This is a genomic window from Pseudomonas sp. B10, from assembly GCF_900156235.1.
GTDB classification, from domain to species: domain Bacteria; phylum Pseudomonadota; class Gammaproteobacteria; order Pseudomonadales; family Pseudomonadaceae; genus Aquipseudomonas; species Aquipseudomonas siliginis.
In genome coordinates this window covers 4,896,453-4,917,227 of record NZ_LT707063.1, presented here as the reverse complement: position 1 = coordinate 4,917,227, position 20,775 = coordinate 4,896,453, and the positions used below count along the sequence as shown (strand labels likewise).

The window sequence follows — 20,775 nt, the reverse complement described above, 5'->3', positions numbered from 1 at the left end:
GAAACATGCGCTTTCTTTCGATTACCGGATTCTTCCCTGACGAAGTCCAAGATGACTCCTTGCAATTCGAGCTGGATATCACAGGCAGCGAGATGAATGAAAAAGTGGCCCAGCTCATTGAATCCAAGCCCTTGGATGAGGTGGAACCCGGCGAGCTGTTGTTGACTCAGGATCAGGTAACCGCATTGGAAACCCTGCTCAACGTCAGTTTTCCAAAGGGCCTCGAATACTTCATGGGCACCTGCGCCACATACTGAATGAGCAATTCACAAACAAAGAAAAACCCCGACCAGTCACCTGATCGGGGTTTTCTTTTACCCAGCTTCCCGCTTAGTGCGAAACGCGGCTGGTTCCGCCAACGGTGGAGATCCGTACCCGCTCGCCAACGCGGAATACTTCATTCTCCTGAACCTGCTGCACATAGGCGCGCATGCTGCCGTCGTCTTCGCGGACAGTGATTTCCACGCCTTGGGTGCGGGTCAGGCCTTCTTCGGTGGCCGAGCCAAGCAGGCCGCCGGCCACTGCGCCGATGACCGCAGCAACGATGCTGCCCTTGCCGCCGCCGATAGCACTGCCGCCGACGCCGCCGACCACTGCGCCTGCTGCGCCGCCGATCGGGGTCTTGGTGCCTTCGATTTTTACCGGGCGCAGGGATTCGATGGTGCCCATGCGAATCGTCTGCACACGACGCGCTTCGTCGCGGGAGTAGGAGTCGCCGGTGAGGCTCGATTGGCAGCCGGTCAGCAACATCGCCATCGTCGAAAAGGAAGCAACCAGCAGAACAGACTTACGCATAGCATCAACTCCAAAAGAACATGTGTTCATTAAACCCCGTGGCCTGGCGCCTGTCACGACACCATCCGGATAAAATTGGCTTCCATTCAGGCCTGGTACAGATGCCCGCGAGCGTCCACTCAAGGTAGCGTCAAATCAGCGATCCTGCGCCATCCGCGTTTATCTCGCTCGGTAGACTGCTCAGGGTGCCAGTCGTTCCAGAATCCACTCGGTGCCCTGGAGGCGGTAGTTGAGGCGATCGTGCAGGCGGCTCGGCCTGCCCTGCCAGAACTCGATGCGCTCGGGCAACAAGCGGTAACCGCCCCAGTGTTCCGGGCAATGCGGCTGGCTGTCGCTGAAGCGTTGCTCGGTGGCCTTGAGCAAATCCTCCAGTTCGCCACGACCGTTGATGACCCGGCTCTGCGGCGAGGCCCAGGCGCCGAGGCGGCTACCCAGCGGACGCACCTGATAATACGCGTCGGACTCTTGCGGCGTGACCTTGACCACCCGCCCTTCGATGCGCACCTGGCGCTCCAGGGTTGGCCAGAAGAAGGTCATGGCGGCAAACGGGTTGGCCGCCAGATGCTGGCCCTTGGCGCTGTCGTAGTTGGTGAAGAAGGTGAAGCCCTGCTCGTCCAGGCCCTTGAGCAACAGAATGCGGCAATGCGGACGACCGTCGGCATCGACCGTGGCCAGGGTCATGGCATTGGCTTCCACCGGCGCCTGCTCGGTTTTCACCGCATCGGCGAACCACTGGTGAAACAGCGCAAACGGCTCGGCCGGGGCTTGCGCCTCGGTCAAACCGTCACGGGTGTAGTCGCGACGCATATCGGCCAGAGCCTGGGTCATGGCGGATTCCTTTTCGTTAGCGGATCACTTCTTGGCGGCGTCGGCTGCGGCGACTTTCTTGTCGGTCGCGGCGGCTTTGGCTGGTGCAGTTTTTTTCGCTGGAGCCTTGGCCGGGGCCTTCTTCGCAGGAGCCTTGGCGGCGGTTTTCTTGGCTGGCGCCTTTTTCGCCGCCGGCACAGCGGCTTTTTTCGCGGCAGGCGCCGGGGTAACCGGTTTGGCCACTGGCTTGACGTCTTGCGCAGCAACCATCGTCACCGGCTTCGGCGCAGGCATGTTGTATTTGCTCAGCAGCGCAACCATGGTGTTTTGCGGAGTCACCAGCAGCTCGACACGACGGTTCAAGGCGCGGCCTTCAACGCTGTCGTTGGCCGCACGCGGCGCTTCGGAACCCATGCCGCGCAGCATCAGGCGATCACGTTGCAAGCCGCTGAGGCGGAAGATCGCCGCCACCGATTGCGCGCGTTCCTGGCTCAGCTTGACGTTGGCCGGCGCGGCACCGCTGGTGTCACTGTGACCGAGCACCAGCACTGCGGTTTTCGGATCGGCTTCAAGGATTTTCGCCACGCGAGTGAACGGGCCAAGCGTGACCGGCAGCAGCATCGCCGGGCGGTCCGGGTTGAACGAGCCTTCGACCGGCGCCGTCACCACCAGTACGTTGTCGCGACGCTCGAGTTGCAGATTGCTGTCCTTCACCGCTTCACGCAGACGCGGCTCGTAGTCGTCGAGCCAGGCCTGAGTCACCTTCGGATCCGGCATCGGCACGGCTTTGGCGGTTGGCTGGTCCTTGCCGCCGAACGGCCACCACCATTTGCCATTGGACTGCGCCTCGGCTTTGGCCACCTCGACCGGTTTGGCTTCAGGTTTGACCTCGGCTTTCAGATCAGCCTTAACCGCTTCATCGCTGGAACCGAACGGCCAGTACCACGGGTTGCTGCTTTCGGCCTTGGCCACTGGCGCAGTCGCCGCAGGTTTCAAAGGAGCCGGAGCCGGGGCCGAATCTTTGGCCGCGACTTTGTCGGAAGAACCGAATGGCCACCAACTGCCGCCATCTGCATCGTTTTTCGGAGTCTGTGCGCAACCGGTGATCGCTACACACAGGGCCAGGGCGAGGGTCTTTTTAGATGACATTGAAAATCCACAAAATGAAGTAATGAAAAATCAGAGCACTTTCGCCCGGATAAACAGCCGTTTTGAAACGAAAATCCCTTCGAGGTTCCGACCCTGGAACCTCTGTTGAAGCTTTACAGACAAGTGGCAAGCACCCGCGCCAGCTTTTGTGCACGCGGATCCATCAAAACGTAAGGCCCCAAGGTATTTGTCACGAAACCGAAAGCCACATCGTGCTCCGGATCAGCAAAACCGATCGAGCCGCCTGCTCCCGGATGGCCGAACGCGCGTGGGCCGAGGCCGTAGGTAGCGTTGGGCACGTCCGGTTGATCGAGCATGCAGCCGAGGCCGAAACGGGTGCGCGTGAGCAAGGTCTTGTCATCGCCAAGGCTGTGCTCGCGGGTCAGCTCTTCGAGCATCTCGCTCTCGAGCAGGCTGCCGTCGAGCAGGCCGGCATAGAACCCGGCGAGGCTGCGCGCATTGCCGTGGCCGTTGGCCGCAGGCTGCTGCATGCGGCGCCATTCCGGCTTGTTGGTGCTGGTCAGCACTGACGGCGGATTGGTGAAGGCGCGGGTGGTCATGGCAGTCGGTTCGCGCATGGTCACTTGCAGCAGGCGCTGCGCCGCAGCGTCGCCGGCGTTGCCCTTGCCACGGGCGATGTGCGCCACGCGATGAAACTCTTCGTCGGCCAGGCCCACATGGAAATCCAGGCCCAACGGTTTTGCGACCCGAGCGACGATCGACTCGCCCGGCCCACGCCCGTCAGCGCGGCGCAGCAATTCGCCGACCAGCCAACCGTAGGTAATCGCGGCGTAACCGTGACCGGTGCCCGGAGTCCACCATGGCGCTTCGGCGGCGAGGGCGTCGACCATGGTTTGCCAGTCGTAAAGGGCTTCAGGCGCGAGTAGTTCGCGCAGCGCCGGCAAGCCGGCCTGATGGCAGAGCAATTGGCGCAGGGTGACGGATTCTTTGCCGGCGGCGGCGAATTCCGGCCAGTAGCGTGCAACCGGGGCGTCGAGTTGCAACTTGCCTTCAGCCACCAGTTGCAGCGCGGTAACGGCGGTGAAGGTCTTGGTGCAGGAGAACAGGTTGGCGATGGTGTCGCTGTGCCAAGCCTCGGCGCCGTCCTTGTCGGCGGTACCGGACCAGAGGTCGAGGACGGTTTCTCCACCGACCTTGATGCACAGGGCTGCGCCGCGTTCCTGGGGATCGTCGAACAGTGCGGCGAAAGCCTCGCGCACCGCTTCGAATTGAAGCTCGTAATGTCCCTGAATCTGCACCCGCAACTCCCCCGCGAAAACGCTCTACAAAGTGGCCCGCATTGTTCCAGCCCTTGAGGGATTTGGGAACAGGCGCGGGCCAGACGGTTGATCCGCAATTTGTGGCGATCCCTTCGCGAGCAGGCTCGCTCCCACAGGGGATCTCCTCTGCTGTTGATATCCAGTGTGGGAGCGAGCCTGCTCGCGAAGAACGATAACGCGGTCTGAAACCTAGTGACCATTCCCCGAATGCCCACCCGCCTGTGCAGCCCCCGGCGCTTTGCCAGCCTCGGCCTTGCGCCCGCCTTCCACTTCCGCCGCCGGGGTTTTCTGCGCCTCCTTGCCCAACTGCTCCAGCGCCTGCAGATTGCTTTTACGCACCGCCTCGACAAAACCCTGATACGGCAGATCGGTCACCCCGACCAGACCGAAATGGCCGTTCTCGCCGTCGAGCAAGCGCCCGGTCACCGGTTGGTCGAGATACTGGAACCAGTGCACGCCGACAATCGACGGTTCGCTCAGTGCCTGTTTGAGGAAGTTGGCATAGGCCGGGCCGCGATCTTCCTCCTTGACCAGCTGCGTCACGCCGCCCCAGAACGGGCCTCGGTCAGCCGAGCCGAAGTTGAATTCAGTGATCAGCACCGGTTTGTCCAGCGCTGCCAGCGCGGCGAAGTCGTAACCGTCCTGCGGCTTGAGCGTGTACATGTTGAAACTCAACACATCGCAGTACTGCGCGCAGGAGGCCACGGCTTCAGGCGTACTGGTGGCGAAACGACCGCCCAGGAGCATCTGGTTCGGCGCGTGCCACTTCAGCGAATCGGAAATGGTCTTGAAATAGGTATCGGCGAAGACCTTCTGGAAGTATTTGAAATCCGCTTCGATCTCCGGATGCTCCGGGTTCGGCAGAGGCGGCACGAAGCCAGGGTCTTCCATCAATTCCCACGCCGGCAACTCGATGCCCCAGGCCTTGGACAGTCCGGCCTGATTGCGGTACTTGTCGCGCAATTGCTTGAGAAAGGCGCGTTTGGCCGGCACGTCGGTGGTCATTTTCAACGTGCCGTAGGCCAGCGCGTAGCGAGCCTTCGGATCGTCGCCAGGGCCAGCCCAAGCCAGTTCGTTGTCGGCGTAATAACCGATCAGCCACGGATCGTCACGGTGATCGCGCGCGGCAATCGCCACGGCGCGCTCGGTGGCCATGGCGAAACGCGGATCGAACGGATCCGGCATGCCGCCCCACCAATCGCTGCCCGTGCTGATGCTGGTGTAATCGCCGACGATCGACAGCGGCAAGGTGTACGGCACGCGCTCAGCATCCGCCAGCGATGGCGCGCTCCAGTTGCCCACCGTGTTGAAGCCCCAGGCTTGCAGCCGATCGAGGGTATGCCGGGTCCAGCGTTCTTCATCGATTGTCGATGTGCACGGAGTGGTTTCCTCGCTGGACGCTTGCACCGCGTCAGTCTGCGCCGCTTCGGCAATACCCGATTTTGGCTCGGCAGGCACCGCTGCAGTCTCAGCAGCCTGCACCGAGTTGGCCTCAGCCGCGCCCGCCTTTGCCGCTTCGGCAATCCCGGCCTTGTTGTCGCTGTCGGCCTTGCACGGTTCACCGTACAGGCGTTGCAGGTTGGCGCCATAGAAGTCGTACCAGCGGCCGTTGCCGTAGCCACGGCCCTGATCGGCACCGTTGCCGCCACGGTTGTCGCCCTCGCCGAAATGCGCGGCCAGCGGGTCGTCGTTCTTCGGCAACGATTCAAACATGGATTCACGGCCGGCGACGTAGGTCTGGTTGACCTGCGCGCTGACGGTGTTGACGCCCAACGAATAGAACGGGTGGCCTTCGGGGGTCACCAGATACCAGCGGCCATCACGTTTTTCCGTGCGGAAGAAGCCGCTGGCCTTGAACGCCGGGCCTTTGTTCCAGCCGCCGAACTTGTCCAGCGAAGCCTTTTCACGCTCGGCCAGCCACGTATTCAGCTGTTGCTGCTCTTTGCTGGCGGCGCTTTTCAGTTGTTCGTCGCTGCTGACTTTTTCCGGCCACTTGCTGCGGGTCGACTGCCCGTAAGCATCGACCAGATTGCCGTACACCGCGCGCGTCACCGATTCGCCGTCCTGCACGCCGAAACGCTCGAGCAACAGGCTCTGCGCAACTTTCGGCTGATCCAGCGACAGACTCACTGAAACCACCTGACTGCGATCGATCTCGCCGGTGCTGCTGGCCAGCAGAATGCGTTGGCCATCGACGGTCATCGGCATCGGTGGCCCGGCTTTCATGCCCTGGCTCAGTGGCGTCGAAGCCACCAGCGGCACCAGCAAGGTCTGCGCGGGGCCGGCCGGCAGATCGACGCGGCTGACCAGAGTGCGGCCATCGTTGCTCTGGATCTGCACATAGACTGTGACCGCCCAATTCATCGCACTTTGCAGACGCAGGGTCATCATGTCGGACTGCGACCAGTCCCAGGCACCGGTTTGGGGTGTCAGGCGCAAGGTCGGGCGGGCGACCGGGTTGAACGTCACCCGGCGCAGCACTTCACCTTCCGCGGTCTGTTCGGCATTGGCCTGTGGCAGGTCGGCGTTTTCCGTGGCGACCTTGACCACGTCGGCCGGGCGCACGAAGTTGAACAGCGTCTGCTGACCGGCAGGGGCCGCCAGCAACGGCGCGGCAAAGATCAAGGCGAAAACAGCGGGCAACGAACGGCGGATCATAAGAACGGAGTTCTCCCTAACGACCAGTCAAGGCCAGTGGAAAAGCGGTGGCAGAGAGATAGACAACGCGGCGGGCCAATCGGCCCACCCGTGTCTCAGGATATTTCACGACGGAAAGGAGGCAACGCATTGAGGATCGCCTTGCCGTAGCGCTGGGTGACCAGACGCCGGTCGAGCAAGGTGATGGTGCCGCGGTCTTCTTCGGTGCGCAGCAGACGCCCGCAGGCCTGAACCAGTTTCAGCGAGGCATCGGGCACTGAGATTTCCATGAACGGATTGCCGCCACGCGCCTCGATCCACTCCGACAACGCGGCTTCGACCGGATCATCGGGCACCGAGAATGGAATCTTGGCGATCACCACGTGCTCGCAGTAGGCACCCGGCAAATCGACACCCTCGGCGAAACTGGCCAGCCCGAACAGAACGCTGGAATCACCGCCATCGACCCGCGCCTTGTGCTTGTTCAGGGTTTCCTGTTTCGACAGGTTGCCCTGAATGAACACTTGCTTGCGCCAGTCGCGGTCGAGACCGTCGAATACGTCCTGCATTTGCTTGCGCGAGGAGAACAGCACCAGCGTGCCGCGCGAACCTTCGACCAGATCCGGCAGTTCGCGAATGATCGCCGCCGTGTGGGCAGCAGCATCGCGCGGGTCGGCCTTCAGATCCGGCACGCGCAGCACGCCGGCATCGGCGTGATGGAACGGGCTCGGCACCACCGCTGTGACAGCTTTTTTCGGCAGACCGGCGCGCATGCGGAAACGGTCGAAAGTGCCCAGCGCCGTCAGCGTCGCCGACGTCACCAGGCAACCGTAAGCGACGTTCCACAAACTGCGACGCAAGGTTTCTGCTGCCAGAATCGGGCTGGCGTTGACCTCGATATCGAACAGCGACCCGCTTTCGGCCAGGGTCAGCCAGCGCGCCATGGGCGGGCTGTCTTCCGGGTCTTCGGCGGTGAACGCGGTCCACAATTCCCAGTTGCCGGAAGCGCGGGACAACAGGCTGCCGAACAGCGGATACCACTCTTCGGCCTGATTGCTGGCGATGCCGATATTGACCTCGCCATCCATGCCTTCCTTGAGCAGGTCGGTCAGGCGTTGAAACAGGTCGTTAAGTCGCGAATAGCCTTTTTTCAGCTCGATGCCCATCTCGCGCATGTCCTCGGGAATCACCCCGCCGACAAAGCGATGACGCGGGCGCTCGCGGCCTTCGACGTCTTCGCCGGGTTTGAAATCGGCGATCTGCTCGCAGGCGGTGAACATGAACTGCTGCTGGGTCTTGATCTCCCGCGCCAGCTCGGGCACCTGCTCGATCAGCTTGCCGAGATCACCCGGCAGCGGATGCTGCGCGAGCAGTTTGGTCAGGTTCTTCGCGGTGGTCTCCAGCCAGTCGGCAGTGGAGCGCAAGCGCGTGTAATGGGCGAAGTGGCCGATGGCCTTGTCCGGCAGGTGGTGACCTTCGTCGAACACGTAAATGGTGTCGCGCGGATCCGGCAGCACGGCGCCGCCGCCCAGCGCCAGGTCAGCCAGGACCATGTCGTGGTTGGTAACGATCACGTCAACCTTGCCCATGCCTTCGCGGGCCTTGTAGAAGGCACACTGGCCGAAGTTCGGGCAATGACGGTTGGTGCACTGGCTGTGATCGGTGGTCAGGCGCGCCCAGTCGGCGTCTTCCAGCGCGTTAGGCCAACTGTCGCGGTCGCCGTCCCATTTATTGCCGGCGAGCTTTTCGATCATGCTGGTGAACAGCTTCTGACTGGCCTCGTCGACTTCGATCTTGAAGCCTTCTTCTTCGAACAGCTGCGCGGTGGCGGTTTGTGCGTGGCCTTCCTGCAGCAGCATGTCGAGTTTGGACAGGCACATGTAGCGACCACGGCCCTTGGCCAGGGCAAAACTGAAATTCAACCCGCTGTTGCGCATCAGGTCGGGCAAATCCTTGTAGACGATCTGCTCTTGCAGGGCGACGGTCGCGGTGGCAATGACCAGACGCTTGCCGGCCAGTTTCGCCGTGGGGATCGCCGCCAGGCTGTAGGCCACGGTCTTGCCGGTACCGGTGCCGGCTTCCACCGCGACAATCGCGGGGTCGCCACTGCGCCGGCCCTCGTCGTCGGTGTCGATATCTCCGAGGACTTTGGCGATTTCAGCGATCATCAGGCGCTGGCCGTAACGCGGCTTGAGGCTCTTGGCCTCTAGAAAACGCGAATAGGCGCCCTGGATCGTGGTTTTGAGTTCAGTGCTGATCATTGAGTGTCGGGCGCTGGAAACGCTGGATAAATTTTCAGTAGTTTGGTTCGGCGGCTATCATACCTGCCTAATCGATCCTGCGCAGAACGGAGTGCCCGAATGACACCTTTTAGCCTCGTTTACCCCCTGCATGTCCTCGCCGCTCTGGTGTGGGTCGGCGGTATGTTTTTCGCCTGGATGGTCTTGCGCCCTGCGGCTGTGAAGGCTCTGGACGGCCCCGCTCGCCTGACACTGTGGGTGGAAGTGTTTCAAGGTTTTTTCCGTTGGGTCTGGGTCGCGGTGATCCTGTTGCCGATCAGCGGCGTGGGCATGTTGCATCTACAGCAGGTCGGCTTCGAGACCGCGCCGAAGTATGTGCAGGTGATGATCGGCTTGTACGTGGTGATGACGGCGCTGTTCATCCGCATTCAAGGGCTGATGCTGCCGGAGTTGCGCAAGGCGGTTGAGGCGAAGGATTGGCCGGCGGGTGCGGCGGTGCTGGGGCGGATTCGCCGGGTGGTGGGGCTCAATCTGCTTGTCGGGTTGGTGCTGGTGGCTGTGGCAGCGGCTCGGCCGTGATCGTTCCCACGCTCTGCGTGGGAATGCCGCAAGGGACGCTCTGCGTCCAGTGACGCGGAGCGTCACGGGCTGTATTCCCACGCAGAGCGTGGGAACAATCAGCGGGTTGGCCGTTAGAGGCGTTGCACGGTAACCGAACCCGCCGCCCCCACCGACCCAGGCTGGCCATCCGCGCCGGCCTTGCCGTTCTTGCCGCCGTCAGCGCGGTACACCAGGCAGCCCTTGGACTTGCCACCCTTGCCCGCCTTGCCGCCAACACCCGCCGGGCCACCGGCACCGCCAGTCACGTTGACCTTGATCAGCTCGGCCGGGAAATCCCGTGGTACGGCGAGTCGCACCAGCGCACCCGGCGCGCCTGGCTGGCCATCGCTGCCGTCACTGCCATCGGCGCCGTGGCCGGCCGATCCATAGGTGCAGCCCGGATCTTCACCGTTGCCGCCGTCGAGGCCGACGAAACCCGGCGCGCCCCTGCCGCCACGGGCATCGACCGTCAGTTGCGGCGCGCTCAGGGCCTGGAATTGCAGATTCAGATTGCGCCCGGCCCGGGCCGCTTTTTCATAAGTGCCGGGGGCGCCGCGCGCGGTGATCTGGCTGCCCTCGCTCAACTCAGCGCGCTTGACCTTCACTTCCAGCGCTTGTTCAGCCGGAACGATAGCAATACGTGCTTCGTGGCCCAGACGCAGTTCATCAATGTTCAATTCAGTCACGTTGGACGGGATCAGCAAGGTGCCGTAATCGGCGACTTCCAGTTTCTCCAGTTGCAGCGTGCTGGTGGTGTTGGGCAAGCGCATCAAAGAATTGCTTTGCACGTTGACCACTTGGGCGCAGGCCAGTGGACTGATGAATGCAGCGAGCAGGCAGAGTTTACGCATGGGAAGAAGCCTCCGGAGCGGCCGGGGCCGGGATGGTTTGCAGGTGGAAAACGCCGAACAACAGGATGCGGCCACGGTCACGCCAAGGGTGCGGACGGCCCTTGAGGCTGCGGTTGCACAGCAGCACTTCGAGTAGATGAATCAGCAACAACAGAGCGCCGGCCAGATTGACCAGCAGATGCAGCGGATGAACAAACGGCACCAGTTGATTGGCCAGTACCACGCAGCAGAACAGCAGGGTCAGCAAACGCCCCAGCCCCCAGAACACCTTCATACGCTCCCCCGTGTTGCGAATTATTCTTTGCACGCACAGTACCGGCTTCTGCGGGGGATAAGCCAGAGGGAAAAATGAAATTTGTGCAAACGCTGATGAAATGGCTGCCGGGGCGACGATCTCGACCCGGCAGCTCTAGCCTGCGCACTACAGACGCTTTCTATCGATTGATGTGCAACTCGACCCGGCGATTGTCCGCGCGGCCTTCATCGGTGGCGTTATCGGCGACCGGCTCACTCTCGCCACGGCCCTCGCTGGTGAGCTTGTTCGGCGCCAGGCCCTGACTGAGCAAGTACGCTGCAACACTGCTCGCGCGCCGTTCCGACAAGGCCTGGTTATAGGCATCGGAGCCTTTGCTGTCGGTGTGCCCGATGACCTTGATGCTGACCACATCGGCATTGCGCAGCTTGTCCATCAAGGTATCGAGCTGGGCTTTGGCCGCCGGGGTCAGATCGGACTTGTCGAAATCGAACAGCACGTTGCCGGCATCGCTCAAGGTGATCACTTCGGTTTGCGGCGCCGGTTCGACCGGTTTGACTGCCACCGGATATTGCGGCAACGGGCAGCCACGGTGATCGACTTCGGTATTTTCCGGTGTGTCCGGGCAGCGGTCGCGGCGGTCAAAGACGCCGTCGCTGTCTTCGTCGCCATCCTGGGCGTAACAGATCAGCCCGCCGGTGACGATACCCAATGCCGCGCCGCCGCCGGCCCAGCCGGCGCTTTCAATGGCGCCAAGACCGCCGCCGACCAGACCGCCAAGCAGGCTGCAGATCGGCCACGTACGTTGATTGAGGGGGGCGGTGCCATCGCTGTGAGTGGCACAACCGGTGAGCAAGCTGCCTAGCAGCAGCACCGGCAAGACGGACCTTGAGAAAAGACGCATTTGTGAACGCTCCTGTGTACCGGCCCATACCGGTTACACAGGAGTAAAGACCCGCATCCGCGACTGCACAAGCCGCGGATGCGAGAGGGGCTAGCGGACGATTTTGATTTCGGTGCGACGGTTCTGTGCACGACCATCAGCCGACTTGTTGTCAGCCACAGGCTGGCTTTCACCAAGGCCCGACACCGAAACGAAGCTGGCACGTGGCACGCCCTGCTGGATCAGGTATTCCACCACCGAGTGCGCACGACGATCCGACAGTTTCTTGTTGTAGGCATCGCTGCCGACACTGTCGGTGTGACCGGTCACGGTCAGTTGCGCGGTAGAGGATTCCTGTTTCAGGCGATCGGCGACCTTGTCCAGCACTTGCTTGTCAGGGCCGGTCAGCGTGGCTTTGTCGAACTCGAAATGCACATCACGAATGACGATGGTTTCTTCCTTGACCACAACCGCTTCTTCAACCACTGGCGCAGGCGTCGGTGGCGGGCAACCGTCAGCATCGACCTGCACGCCTTTTGGCGTGCCCGGGCACTTGTCGCGACTGTCCGGCACGCCATCGCCGTCTTCATCGCCATCACCATGCACCCAGCAGTAAGCCGCTGCCGTACCGCCGACCAGCAGCGCACCGTAGCCAGCCCACGATGCGCTTTCCGTCGCACCGAGCCCGGCGCCGACCACACCACCGACCGCCGCACAGGTCGGCCAGTCGGTTTTCTGCAAACCTGCACAACCAGTCAACACACTGGTTAGCAGAACCAAGGGTAATGCTGTCCGAACTATGCTCATCTAGTTTTCTCCTGAGGGATCGGCTTAAAACCGATTCAGGGAGTAAAGACCGGAGTTTTAATCTCCGCCAGCAATAGGCCACCGCTGTTTGCGACCGTGTTCACAGGGGTTTGCCACTTTCAGCGGAAACCGCCGCTACCGGGTGCTTTGCCGACGCAGTCTGGCAGGCTAGTCTTGGCGGTCTGACTGAGGAGCTTCGATGAACGCCGCCATTTCTTCGCGCACGCCACAACAGGCGCTGGCCGCTTTGCTGGATCGCTACGCCCCGGCCCGTCTGCTGCTGATCGGCGCCAGCGAGTTTCCCGCCTTGAGCGCATTCAAGGACGCGCACCCCGACACCGTGGTCGCCCATGCCGCACCCGGCGCACTGCCGGCTGAGCTGGCCGCGCAACGCTTCGATCTGGCGCTGGTAGTCGATTGCCTGGAACATTTGCCCAAGCGCGACGGCCTGAATCTGTTGGGCGGCATCCGCAATCTCAACGCCAGTCGCATCGCGGTGCTGGCGGATCTGGCGGCCAGTGGCTGGCAGGAAACCGATTTCTATTCGCTGGCCCTGCAGGCCAGCGAGCGTTTCCAGCGCGACGAGCAGGTGCTGACCCTGTTCACCTACGATCTGCTTGACTACAAACAAGTCCCCGACTGGCTCAATTCACGCTTCTGGGCCAATCCGGAAAACTTCGGGAAATACTGGTGGTAATGCAATGAGTACAGCCATTTGCCCTTGCGGCAGCGGCAATCTGCTGGATGCCTGCTGCGGCCCTTATCATGACGGCCACCCGGCGCCGTGTGCCGAAGCCTTGATGCGTTCGCGCTACAGCGCTTATGTGCTGGGGCTGATCGACTATCTGGTGGCGACCACCCTGCCCGCGCAACAGACGGGGCTGAACCGACAATCGATCAGCGACTGGAGTGCGCAAAGCACCTGGCTCGGCCTTGAGGTGGAAAGCTCGGAGGTGTTCGGCGGCCAGCCGGAACACGCTTTTGTGACCTTCACCGCGCGCTGGCATGACAGCCAGGGCGAGCACAGCCATCGCGAGCGCTCATCCTTTGTACAAAACGCCGGGCGCTGGTACTTCATCGATCCCACGGTGCAGATGAAGCTGGGGCGCAATGACGGCTGCCCGTGTGGCAGCGGCCAGAAGTTCAAGAAGTGTTGTTCGGGTTATTTCGGCGCTTGAGCTGAAGATCAAAAGATCGTCCGATCGCGGCCCGAGCCTTCGGCCGCTCCTACACGGGATTAGCCGAAGGCTGAAATCTTTTAAGGTCTAGACTGGGCACAAAGGGAGTCAATTTCATGCTCGGTCGTCGGCGCACATTACATTTCCTGCTGTTGATGCTGATCGTAAACCTCGGCGGCTGTGCCTCGTGGTTCAGCAATGACAGCGTCGAGCCTGCCGTGCATCTGGTGAAAGTCGAGGTGGTGCGGGCCAAGCTGCTTGAGCAGAAATTCATCCTGCACTTTCGCGTCGACAATCCCAACGACAGCGATCTGACCGTGCGCGGCCTCGAATACCAGATTCACCTGGCGGACATGCTGCTCACCGAGGGCGAGCATGAGCACTGGTTTACCGTCGGGCCAAAGCGCAGCGCTTACTTCAAAGTGCCGATCCGCACCAACCTGTGGCCGAAGGTCAAACACGTGGTGAAACTGCTGAAAAATCCGAACCAGCAGATTCCCTATCGATTGCAGGGGGAAATGGAAACCGGTTTATTCATCGCCCACTACGTGCACCTTGAGCGCAATGGCGTGATAATCCCCGCCGATCTAACTCCGGAGTGACCTCGATGACCCAGCAACCCCATGTCCATGGCCCTGACTGCAACCACGATCATGACCACCATCACGATCACGACCATGGCCATGTCCACGGCCCGAACTGCGGCCACGCCCACCAGGAACCGGTGCGCAACGCCCTGAAAGACGTCGGCCGCAACGACCCTTGCCCATGCGGCAACGGCAAGAAATTCAAGAAGTGCCACGGCGCTTGATGGTTCGGGCGGACATCGTCTTCGCCTGACACACCGCTTTCGCGAGCAGGCTCGCTCCCACAGTTGATCTGCACTCAACACATTTTTGTGAACCTGCGCAGCCCTGTGGGAGCTGGCTTGCCAGCGATAGGGCGGCACATCCCTGCATTGATGTCGCCTGATTCACCGCAATCGCTGGCAAGCCAGCTCCCACAGGTCTATCAGTTGACTGTCAGAATCAGGGCAGCACTGACCACCGTCGCATACTCCCCATGCAGATTGCCCAGCGACATCCCGTGCACCTCTTCAGCGGTACGCGGTGTGCCGAAATAATCGGCCTTGTCGAAGGTAAAACATGCATCCTCTGCCACCCATGTGTCGAAACCCAGATTACCCGCCGTGCGCGCCGTTGATTCCACCGAGTTGTTTGTTGCCACGCCGACAATGAGCACCTGACCAATCCCCGCCTCGCGCAACTGCCGTTCCAGCCCCGTCGCACAGAACGCATCGGGCACCTGTTTCTGGATCAGCCATTCCCCGCCCTGAGGGACAAAACGCTCTTGAAACTCGACTCCGTCCTGCTCCGGCCAGAACACCGAATCAGGTGAGCGCGACAAGTGCTGCACGTGGATCACCGGGCGCCCGCGCAGGCGCCACAGCGCCAGTAGCTCAAGCATTCTTTCCTCGGCCTGAGGATTATTCCGCCGCCCCAGACGCGGATGCAGAATGCCTTTCTGCTGGTCGATGATGATCAGCGCAGCGTTACTCTGAAGCTCCATAGCGATCTTTCTCCTGACAGGTCTGGGGACTCATTCCGTAGTTCAACATCAGCGCTTTCCCACAAGCAACTGTCACGCCTCTGACCGATCAGCCGACAACTGCATAAATAACCACTCGCCCCGCTTGCGCGGCCCTCGCGCCGTCACTAACGTAGCGGCTTTATTGCGCCCCCAGCCTTATACCCCCGCAGGAGCTTCGTCATGGCCTCGCCAGCCCTTTCACATTTTCTTCCCCGGTTCGGCGTTGCCGCAGCAGTGGCCGGTGTCCTCGGCCTGTCCGGTTGCCAGACCTGGAACGCCCAGGACAGCCTGCCACCGACCTCCGGCGTGCAACCGCTCAAGGGCCTGGCGCAGAACGTTTCGGTGCGGCGCAATGCGATGGGCATGCCGCTGATCGAAAGCAACAGCTTCCATGACGCGCTGTTCAGTCTCGGTTACGTCCACGCCAGCGACCGCATCAACCAGATGGTCACCCTGCGCCTGTTGGCTCAGGGCCGGTTGGCGGAAATGTCCGGCGCGTCGATGCTCGATGCCGACCGCTACATGCGCGCGGTCAATCTGAAGAAGAGCGCCGGCGAGCTGTACAAGGCCTCGTCGCCACGGCTCAAGCGCTTCTTCGAGGTGTATGCACGGGGCGTCAACGCCTACCTGTTCCGCTACGCCGACAAGTTGCCGGGCGACCTCGCCGCCAGCGGTTACAAGCCCGAATACTGGAAACCGGAAGATTCGGCGCTGATTTTTGCCCTGCTGAATTTCAGCCAGTCGGCCAACCTGCCGGAGGAAATCCAGTCGCTGGTGCTCGCGCAAACCGTGACCACTGACAAACTCGCCTGGCTGAGCCCGTCGGCGCCTGATGAAAACCTGCCAGTGGCTGAAGCCGACAAACTGCAAGGCCTCAAGCTCAACGGGCAGATTCCGGGGCTGACGGAACTGAGCAGCGCCAGCCAGCAACTCTCGGCGCTGAACCTGCTCGCCACGCCGACTGCGAACAATTGGGCGATTGCCCCGCAACGCAGCCGCAGCGGCAAGAGCCTGCTGGCCAGCGATGCGCACGGGCCGATGGCCGCGCCGTCGCTGTGGAGTTTCGTGCAGATCCGTGCGCCGAAATATCAGGCCGCCGGCGTCACGGTTGCCGGTCTGCCGATGGTGCTCGGTGGGTTCAACGGCAAAGTGGCGTGGAGCATGACCAGCGTGCTCGGCGATAACCAGGATCTGTTCCTCGAGAAAATCCGCCGTCAGGGCAGCAGCCTCACTTATGAAGTCAACGGCAAATGGCAGCCGCTGGGCGTGCGCAACGAAACCTACTTCGTCAAAGGCCAGCGGCCGATTCGCGAAGCCGTCTACGAAACCCGCCACGGCGCGCTGCTCAACAGTGCCCAGGCAGCGGCGCAGGGCAGCGGTTTCGGTCTCGCCTTGCAGACGCCAAGCTTCACCGACGACAAAACCCTGGATGCCTTCTTCGACCTGACCCGCGCGCAAAACGTCGAGCGCGCCTCGGACGCCAGCCGCGAAATCCGCGCCATCACCCTGAATCTGGTCTTTGCCGACGCAAGCAATATCGGCTGGCAAGTCACCGGGCGCTTCCCCAACCGTCGCGAAGGTGAAGGCCTGCTGCCCTCGCCGGGTTGGGACGGTCGCTACGACTGGGACGGTTACGCCGACCCGATGCTGCACCCCTATGATCAGGACCCGGCACAAGGCTGGCTCGGCACCGCCAACCAGCGCGTCATCCCCGACGGCTACGGCATGCAGTTGTCGAAATCCTGGGCGGCACCGGAGCGCGGCGAACGCCTGGCGGAAATGGCCGGCAGCGGCAAGCACGACAGCCGCAGCGTGATCGCCATGCAGTACGACCAGACCACCACCTTCGCCGCCAAGCTGAAAAAAGTCTTCGAAGCGCCGGGCATGAAGCAACCGCTGAAACAGGCGATCGACGCCCTGCCGGACGCCGAACGCAGCAAGGCGCGCGAAGCCTTCACGCGCTTGATGGCGTTCGATGGCAAGCTGAGCCCGACCTCGGCGGATGCCGCGATTTATGAACTGTTTCTGCAGGAAAGCATGAAGCAGATCTTCCTCGACGAACTGGGTCCTGAATCGAGCCCGGCGTGGAAGGCCTTTGTCGACAATGGCGATCTGTCCTACGCGGCTCAGGCCGATCATCTCTTGGGGCGTGAGGACAGTCCGTTCTGGGATGACCTGCGCACGTCGCAGAAGGAAGACAAAGCCGTGATTCTCGCCCGTAGCCTCGCTGCGGCGATTACTGCCGGTGACAGCCAGTTGGGCGGCGATCATCGCGCCTGGCAGTGGGGCAAACTGCACAGCTACGCGTGGAAAAACAGCAACGGCCAGACCGTGCGCGGACCACTGGCAGCCGGTGGCGATCACACCACGCTGAACAACTCGGCGTTTGCCTGGGGCCAAGACTTCGTCACCGCGCGTGCGCCGTCGATGCGTTTTATCGTCGACTTCGGCCAGAGCGAGCCGCTGATGGCGCAGAACGGTACGGGGCAGTCGGGCAATCCACTGAGTCCGAATTACCTGAACGGGATCGATGCGTGGCTGAAAGGTCAGTACATCGGCCTGTCGATGCAGCCGCAGAACTTTGATCGGGTGTATGGCAAGGCGCGCTTGACCCTCACCCCCGGCAAGTAAACGCAGTTCCCTCTGTGGGAGCGAGCCTGCTCGCGAAGACGGAGGCACAGTCAGAATTGATGTGCCTGGTAACCGCTTTCGCGAGCAGGCTCGCTCGCACATTGGCTTTGCATCGCCCTTAAAAGCCGATCGAACTTCCAGCCTCACGCCTGCCTCATAGCTAACAAGCCCCCCATTCCGGTCACGACATGGATCTTGTTATTGCCCGACCTGAAGGTCTCTACTGCCCCGCCGGAGATTTCTATATCGATCCGTGGCGGCCGGTCGAGCGTTCGGTGATCACCCATGCCCATGGCGATCACGCGCGCACCGGTAATCAGCACTACCTGTCGAGCAGCGCCAGCGCCGGGATTCTGCGCGCGCGTCTGGGTCAGGATATCCAGTTGCAAACCCTTGATTACGGCCAACGCCTGACCCACCACGGCGTGACCTTGAGTTTTCACCCCGCCGGGCATGTCCTCGGTTCAGCGCAAGTGCGCCTGGAATACGGCGGCGAAGTCTGGGTCGCGTCGGGCGATTACAAGGTCGAGCCGGATGGGACGTGCGCCCCATTCGAACCGGTGCGCTGCCACACCTTCATCACCGAATCGACCTTCGGCCTGCCGATCTACCGCTGGCAGCCGCAGGTGCAGATCTTCGCCGAGATCAATCAGTGGTGGGCGGCCAATATCGCCGCCGGCAAGGCCAGCGTGCTGTTCTGCTACTCCTTCGGCAAGGCCCAACGCATCCTCCACGGTATCGACGAAACCCTCGGGCCGATCCTCAGCCACGGCGCGGTCGAACCGTTGAACCGTGTGTACCGCGATGCCGGCGTGTACCTGCCGCCGACGATCTATGCGGGCGACGTGAAAAAAAGCGACCCGATCATGCGCCAGGCGTTGGTCATTGCCCCGCCGTCGGCGGGCGGCAGCACGTGGATGCGCCGTTTTGGCGACTTCAGCGATGCCTTCGCCAGCGGCTGGATGCGCCTGCGCGGGACCCGGCGGCGGCGCGGCGTCGATCGCGGTTTCGTCCTTTCCGATCACGCCGACTGGCCAGGTCTGTTGTGGGCGATCAACCAGACCGGCGCGGAACGGGTGATGGTCACCCACGGCTCGATCGGCGTGCTCGTGCGCCATTTGCGCGAACAGGGCCTGGATGCACAAGGCTTCACCACCGAATACGGCGATGACGAAGACGACAACATCGCCACCGAACCCACCGTTGCCGAGACGTCCCCATGAAAGCCTTCGCCGAGTTATATGCCGAACTCGACGCCACCACGTCGAGCAACGCCAAGCTGGCGGCGATGCAGGTGTACTTCGCACAGGCCGCGCCAGCAGATGCCGCATGGGCGGTGTATTTCCTTTCCGGCGGGCGGCCGCGACAACTGGTACCGGTGCGCATCCTCCGAGAGCTCGCGGTGGAAGTTTCGGGGCTGGAGCCATGGCTGTTCGAAGAAAGCTACCAAGCCGTCGGCGATCTGGCCGAGACCATTTCTCTGGTGCTGCCGGAAAATTCCCACAGCTCCGAGGCCGGTCTAGCCGAATGGATTGAACACAGACTCCTGCCACTGCGCGGCGAAACGCCGGAGTATCTGGCGCGGCAACTGCCGATGTTGTGGGCACAACTGGATCGGCCGAGCCTGATGCTGTGCATCAAGCTGATCACCGGCAGTTTCCGCGTTGGCGTGTCGAAGCTGCTGGTCACCCGCGCCCTCGCCTCGATGGCGGGACTGGACAGCAAACGCGTGGCCCAGCGTCTGGTCGGGTACACCGATCTGTCGCACCGGCCCAACGCCGCGAGTTATTTGAAACTCATCGCCCCGGAATCCGCCGACGAACACGCCCAGCGCGGCGGTCAGCCCTACCCGTTCTTTCTTGCCCACGCCTTGTCGCAACCGGTCGAGGAATTCGAAGCCCTGCTCGGCCCCGCCAGCGACTGGCAGGTGGAATGGAAGTGGGATGGTATTCGCGCGCAAGTGGTCAAGCGCGACGGCAAGCTGTGGGTGTGGTCGCGCGGCGAGGAACTGGTGACCGAGCGCTTCCCGGAATTCGATGTGCTCGTGCACGGCTTGCCCGACGGCACGGTGATCGACGGCGAAATCGTCGTGTGGAAGAGCACCCATCCGACCACCGAAGATGCCTTCGATCCGCAATCCGATGAGCCGCCGGCCGTGCAACCGTTCGCCCTGCTGCAGCAACGCATCGGTCGCAAGACGCTCGACAAGAAAATTCTCGAAGAAGTGCCGGTGGTAGTGCTGGCCTACGACCTGCTGGAGTGGCAGGGCGAAGACTGGCGCAACCAGCCGCAGGTCAAGCGCCGTGCGCAACTCGAGGAAGTCATCGCGCGCTGCAACAGCCCGGTACTGCTGCCCTCCCCTGTATTGACCGGCGAGGACTGGTTCGACCTTGGCCGCCAGCGCGAAGCGTCACGCAAACTCGGCGTCGAAGGCATGATGCTCAAGGCCCGCGATTCGCTGTATGGCGTCGGCCGGACCAAGGACATGGGCGTGTGGTGGAAGTGGAAGGTCGACCCGTTCAGCGTCGACGCGGTACTGATTTATGCCCAGCGTGGACACGGCCGTCGCGCCAGTCTGTACAGCGATTACACCTTCGCCGTGTGGGACGGTCCGCCGGAATCCAGCCAGCGCTCGCTGGTGCCGTTTGCCAAGGCGTATTCGGGGCTGACCGATGAAGAGATGCGTCAGGTCGACAACATCGTGCGCAAGACTACCGTGGAGAAATTCGGCCCGGTCAGCAGCGTGAAACCGAGTCTGGTGTTCGAACTCGGCTTCGAAGGCATCGCCCTGTCGCGCCGGCACAAGAGCGGCATCGCCGTACGCTTCCCGCGAATGCTGCGCTGGCGCAAGGACAAGACCGTCGAAGAAGCCGACAGCCTCGCGACTCTGCAAGACTTGTTGGCCTGATTCATTCTCGACACATCGCAGACCCTGTGGCGAGGGGATTTATCCCCGATCGGCTGCGCAGCGGCCCCCAGCAATTTCCCCCTGAAATCGTGCACTCAGTTTTTTGCGCCTGCTGCGCAGCCGATCGGGGATAAATCCCCTCGCCACAGTTTCAACTGCTCTGAGC

General features: G+C 62.1%; 20 protein-coding genes. 9 read left to right on the top strand and 11 right to left on the bottom strand.

What is annotated here, in order from left to right:
• Window positions 1-5 precede the first annotated feature (5 nt).
• Window positions 6-257, top strand: a complete 252-nt coding sequence (locus BXA01_RS22280; protein WP_076566260.1) for a pyocin S6 family toxin immunity protein — start codon at window positions 6-8, stop codon at window positions 255-257.
• Between the two features lie 73 nt (window positions 258-330).
• On the opposite strand, the gene BXA01_RS22275 is transcribed toward BXA01_RS22280, so the two are convergent.
• The 6 genes from BXA01_RS22275 to dinG all read right to left on the bottom strand — a co-directional run bounded on the left by BXA01_RS22275 (window position 331) and on the right by dinG (window position 8,929).
• A complete protein-coding gene (locus BXA01_RS22275) occupies window positions 331-795 on the bottom strand; it encodes a glycine zipper 2TM domain-containing protein (protein ID WP_016771369.1) in 465 nt (154 codons plus the stop codon).
• A gap of 180 nt (window positions 796-975) precedes the next feature.
• Window positions 976-1,623 carry a pyridoxamine 5'-phosphate oxidase gene (pdxH, locus tag BXA01_RS22270; RefSeq protein ID WP_076566258.1) on the bottom strand — a complete coding sequence of 216 codons (648 nt, stop codon included), beginning with the start codon at window positions 1,621-1,623 and terminating at the stop codon, window positions 976-978.
• Window positions 1,624-1,647: 24 nt separating this feature from the next.
• Complete coding sequence (locus BXA01_RS22265; RefSeq protein ID WP_041478044.1) at window positions 1,648-2,751, bottom strand: OmpA family protein; 1,104 nt, start codon at window positions 2,749-2,751, stop codon at window positions 1,648-1,650.
• A gap of 113 nt (window positions 2,752-2,864) precedes the next feature.
• The gene (locus tag BXA01_RS22260; RefSeq protein WP_056783360.1) at window positions 2,865-4,010 is read right to left on the bottom strand and encodes a serine hydrolase domain-containing protein; all 1,146 of its coding nucleotides are present in this window, start codon (window positions 4,008-4,010) and stop codon (window positions 2,865-2,867) included.
• A gap of 210 nt (window positions 4,011-4,220) precedes the next feature.
• The gene (locus BXA01_RS22255) at window positions 4,221-6,689 is read right to left on the bottom strand and encodes a beta-galactosidase (protein WP_076566256.1); all 2,469 of its coding nucleotides are present in this window, start codon (window positions 6,687-6,689) and stop codon (window positions 4,221-4,223) included.
• 95 nt (window positions 6,690-6,784) lie between these two features.
• Window positions 6,785-8,929: an ATP-dependent DNA helicase DinG gene (gene dinG / locus BXA01_RS22250; protein WP_024011911.1), complete on the bottom strand. Its 2,145-nt coding sequence runs from the start codon at window positions 8,927-8,929 to the stop codon at window positions 6,785-6,787.
• Window positions 8,930-9,028: 99 nt separating this feature from the next.
• Between dinG and BXA01_RS22245 the strand changes: the two genes are divergently transcribed.
• Window positions 9,029-9,487, top strand: a complete 459-nt coding sequence (locus tag BXA01_RS22245) for a CopD family protein (RefSeq protein ID WP_076566254.1) — start codon at window positions 9,029-9,031, stop codon at window positions 9,485-9,487.
• A gap of 113 nt (window positions 9,488-9,600) precedes the next feature.
• Here BXA01_RS22245 and BXA01_RS22240 read toward each other — a convergent pair whose 3' ends face one another.
• The 4 genes from BXA01_RS22240 to BXA01_RS22225 all read right to left on the bottom strand — a co-directional run bounded on the left by BXA01_RS22240 (window position 9,601) and on the right by BXA01_RS22225 (window position 12,302).
• Window positions 9,601-10,359, bottom strand: a complete 759-nt coding sequence (locus tag BXA01_RS22240) for a collagen-like triple helix repeat-containing protein (protein ID WP_076566252.1) — start codon at window positions 10,357-10,359, stop codon at window positions 9,601-9,603.
• Window positions 10,352-10,633: a DUF1145 domain-containing protein gene (locus BXA01_RS22235; protein ID WP_016771375.1), complete on the bottom strand. Its 282-nt coding sequence runs from the start codon at window positions 10,631-10,633 to the stop codon at window positions 10,352-10,354. Before BXA01_RS22235 ends, BXA01_RS22240 begins: the two co-directional genes overlap by 8 nt.
• Before the next feature lie 160 nt (window positions 10,634-10,793).
• The gene (locus tag BXA01_RS22230) at window positions 10,794-11,516 is read right to left on the bottom strand and encodes an OmpA family protein (RefSeq protein WP_076566250.1); all 723 of its coding nucleotides are present in this window, start codon (window positions 11,514-11,516) and stop codon (window positions 10,794-10,796) included.
• Between the two features lie 90 nt (window positions 11,517-11,606).
• On the bottom strand, window positions 11,607-12,302 hold the full coding sequence (locus tag BXA01_RS22225; protein WP_024011908.1) for an OmpA family protein: 696 nt from the start codon (window positions 12,300-12,302) through the stop codon (window positions 11,607-11,609).
• A 199-nt stretch (window positions 12,303-12,501) separates the two neighbouring features.
• On the opposite strand from BXA01_RS22225, the gene BXA01_RS22220 reads away from it, so the two are divergent.
• The 4 genes from BXA01_RS22220 (at window position 12,502) to BXA01_RS22205 (ending at window position 14,291) form a co-directional block, all read left to right on the top strand.
• Complete coding sequence (locus BXA01_RS22220) at window positions 12,502-12,999, top strand: DUF6231 family protein (RefSeq protein ID WP_039762620.1); 498 nt, start codon at window positions 12,502-12,504, stop codon at window positions 12,997-12,999.
• Between the two features lie 4 nt (window positions 13,000-13,003).
• Window positions 13,004-13,480 carry a YchJ family protein gene (locus BXA01_RS22215; RefSeq protein WP_076566248.1) on the top strand — a complete coding sequence of 159 codons (477 nt, stop codon included), beginning with the start codon at window positions 13,004-13,006 and terminating at the stop codon, window positions 13,478-13,480.
• Between the two features lie 116 nt (window positions 13,481-13,596).
• Window positions 13,597-14,082, top strand: a complete 486-nt coding sequence (locus tag BXA01_RS22210; protein WP_076566246.1) for an LEA type 2 family protein — start codon at window positions 13,597-13,599, stop codon at window positions 14,080-14,082.
• Between the two features lie 5 nt (window positions 14,083-14,087).
• The gene (locus BXA01_RS22205) at window positions 14,088-14,291 is read left to right on the top strand and encodes an SEC-C metal-binding domain-containing protein (protein WP_003198420.1); all 204 of its coding nucleotides are present in this window, start codon (window positions 14,088-14,090) and stop codon (window positions 14,289-14,291) included.
• 200 nt (window positions 14,292-14,491) lie between these two features.
• Here BXA01_RS22205 and BXA01_RS22200 read toward each other — a convergent pair whose 3' ends face one another.
• The gene (locus BXA01_RS22200) at window positions 14,492-15,049 is read right to left on the bottom strand and encodes a cysteine hydrolase family protein (protein WP_076566244.1); all 558 of its coding nucleotides are present in this window, start codon (window positions 15,047-15,049) and stop codon (window positions 14,492-14,494) included.
• 201 nt (window positions 15,050-15,250) lie between these two features.
• On the opposite strand from BXA01_RS22200, the gene BXA01_RS22195 reads away from it, so the two are divergent.
• The 3 genes from BXA01_RS22195 (at window position 15,251) to BXA01_RS22185 (ending at window position 20,609) form a co-directional block, all read left to right on the top strand.
• A complete protein-coding gene (locus BXA01_RS22195) occupies window positions 15,251-17,701 on the top strand; it encodes a penicillin acylase family protein (protein ID WP_076566242.1) in 2,451 nt (816 codons plus the stop codon).
• A 188-nt stretch (window positions 17,702-17,889) separates the two neighbouring features.
• The gene (locus BXA01_RS22190) at window positions 17,890-18,924 is read left to right on the top strand and encodes a ligase-associated DNA damage response exonuclease (RefSeq protein WP_076566240.1); all 1,035 of its coding nucleotides are present in this window, start codon (window positions 17,890-17,892) and stop codon (window positions 18,922-18,924) included.
• Window positions 18,921-20,609: an ATP-dependent DNA ligase gene (locus BXA01_RS22185; protein ID WP_076566238.1), complete on the top strand. Its 1,689-nt coding sequence runs from the start codon at window positions 18,921-18,923 to the stop codon at window positions 20,607-20,609. Before BXA01_RS22190 ends, BXA01_RS22185 begins: the two co-directional genes overlap by 4 nt.
• Window positions 20,610-20,775 lie beyond the last annotated feature (166 nt).

Coding starts and splice junctions, on each gene's coding strand:
- pdxH (WP_076566258.1), bottom strand. CDS start 1,623: ATGACCCAGGCTCTGGCCGATATGCGTCGCGACTACACCCGTGACGGT.
- BXA01_RS22275 (WP_016771369.1), bottom strand. CDS start 795: ATGCGTAAGTCTGTTCTGCTGGTTGCTTCCTTTTCGACGATGGCGATG.
- BXA01_RS22225 (WP_024011908.1), bottom strand. CDS start 12,302: ATGAGCATAGTTCGGACAGCATTACCCTTGGTTCTGCTAACCAGTGTG.
- BXA01_RS22230 (WP_076566250.1), bottom strand. CDS start 11,516: ATGCGTCTTTTCTCAAGGTCCGTCTTGCCGGTGCTGCTGCTAGGCAGC.
- BXA01_RS22215 (WP_076566248.1), top strand. CDS start 13,004: ATGAGTACAGCCATTTGCCCTTGCGGCAGCGGCAATCTGCTGGATGCC.
- BXA01_RS22280 (WP_076566260.1), top strand. CDS start 6: ATGCGCTTTCTTTCGATTACCGGATTCTTCCCTGACGAAGTCCAAGAT.
- BXA01_RS22240 (WP_076566252.1), bottom strand. CDS start 10,359: ATGCGTAAACTCTGCCTGCTCGCTGCATTCATCAGTCCACTGGCCTGC.
- BXA01_RS22255 (WP_076566256.1), bottom strand. CDS start 6,689: ATGATCCGCCGTTCGTTGCCCGCTGTTTTCGCCTTGATCTTTGCCGCG.
- BXA01_RS22195 (WP_076566242.1), top strand. CDS start 15,251: ATGGCCTCGCCAGCCCTTTCACATTTTCTTCCCCGGTTCGGCGTTGCC.
- BXA01_RS22205 (WP_003198420.1), top strand. CDS start 14,088: ATGACCCAGCAACCCCATGTCCATGGCCCTGACTGCAACCACGATCAT.
- BXA01_RS22265 (WP_041478044.1), bottom strand. CDS start 2,751: ATGTCATCTAAAAAGACCCTCGCCCTGGCCCTGTGTGTAGCGATCACC.
- BXA01_RS22200 (WP_076566244.1), bottom strand. CDS start 15,049: ATGGAGCTTCAGAGTAACGCTGCGCTGATCATCATCGACCAGCAGAAA.
- dinG (WP_024011911.1), bottom strand. CDS start 8,929: ATGATCAGCACTGAACTCAAAACCACGATCCAGGGCGCCTATTCGCGT.
- BXA01_RS22220 (WP_039762620.1), top strand. CDS start 12,502: ATGAACGCCGCCATTTCTTCGCGCACGCCACAACAGGCGCTGGCCGCT.
- BXA01_RS22190 (WP_076566240.1), top strand. CDS start 17,890: ATGGATCTTGTTATTGCCCGACCTGAAGGTCTCTACTGCCCCGCCGGA.
- BXA01_RS22245 (WP_076566254.1), top strand. CDS start 9,029: ATGACACCTTTTAGCCTCGTTTACCCCCTGCATGTCCTCGCCGCTCTG.
- BXA01_RS22210 (WP_076566246.1), top strand. CDS start 13,597: ATGCTCGGTCGTCGGCGCACATTACATTTCCTGCTGTTGATGCTGATC.
- BXA01_RS22235 (WP_016771375.1), bottom strand. CDS start 10,633: ATGAAGGTGTTCTGGGGGCTGGGGCGTTTGCTGACCCTGCTGTTCTGC.
- BXA01_RS22185 (WP_076566238.1), top strand. CDS start 18,921: ATGAAAGCCTTCGCCGAGTTATATGCCGAACTCGACGCCACCACGTCG.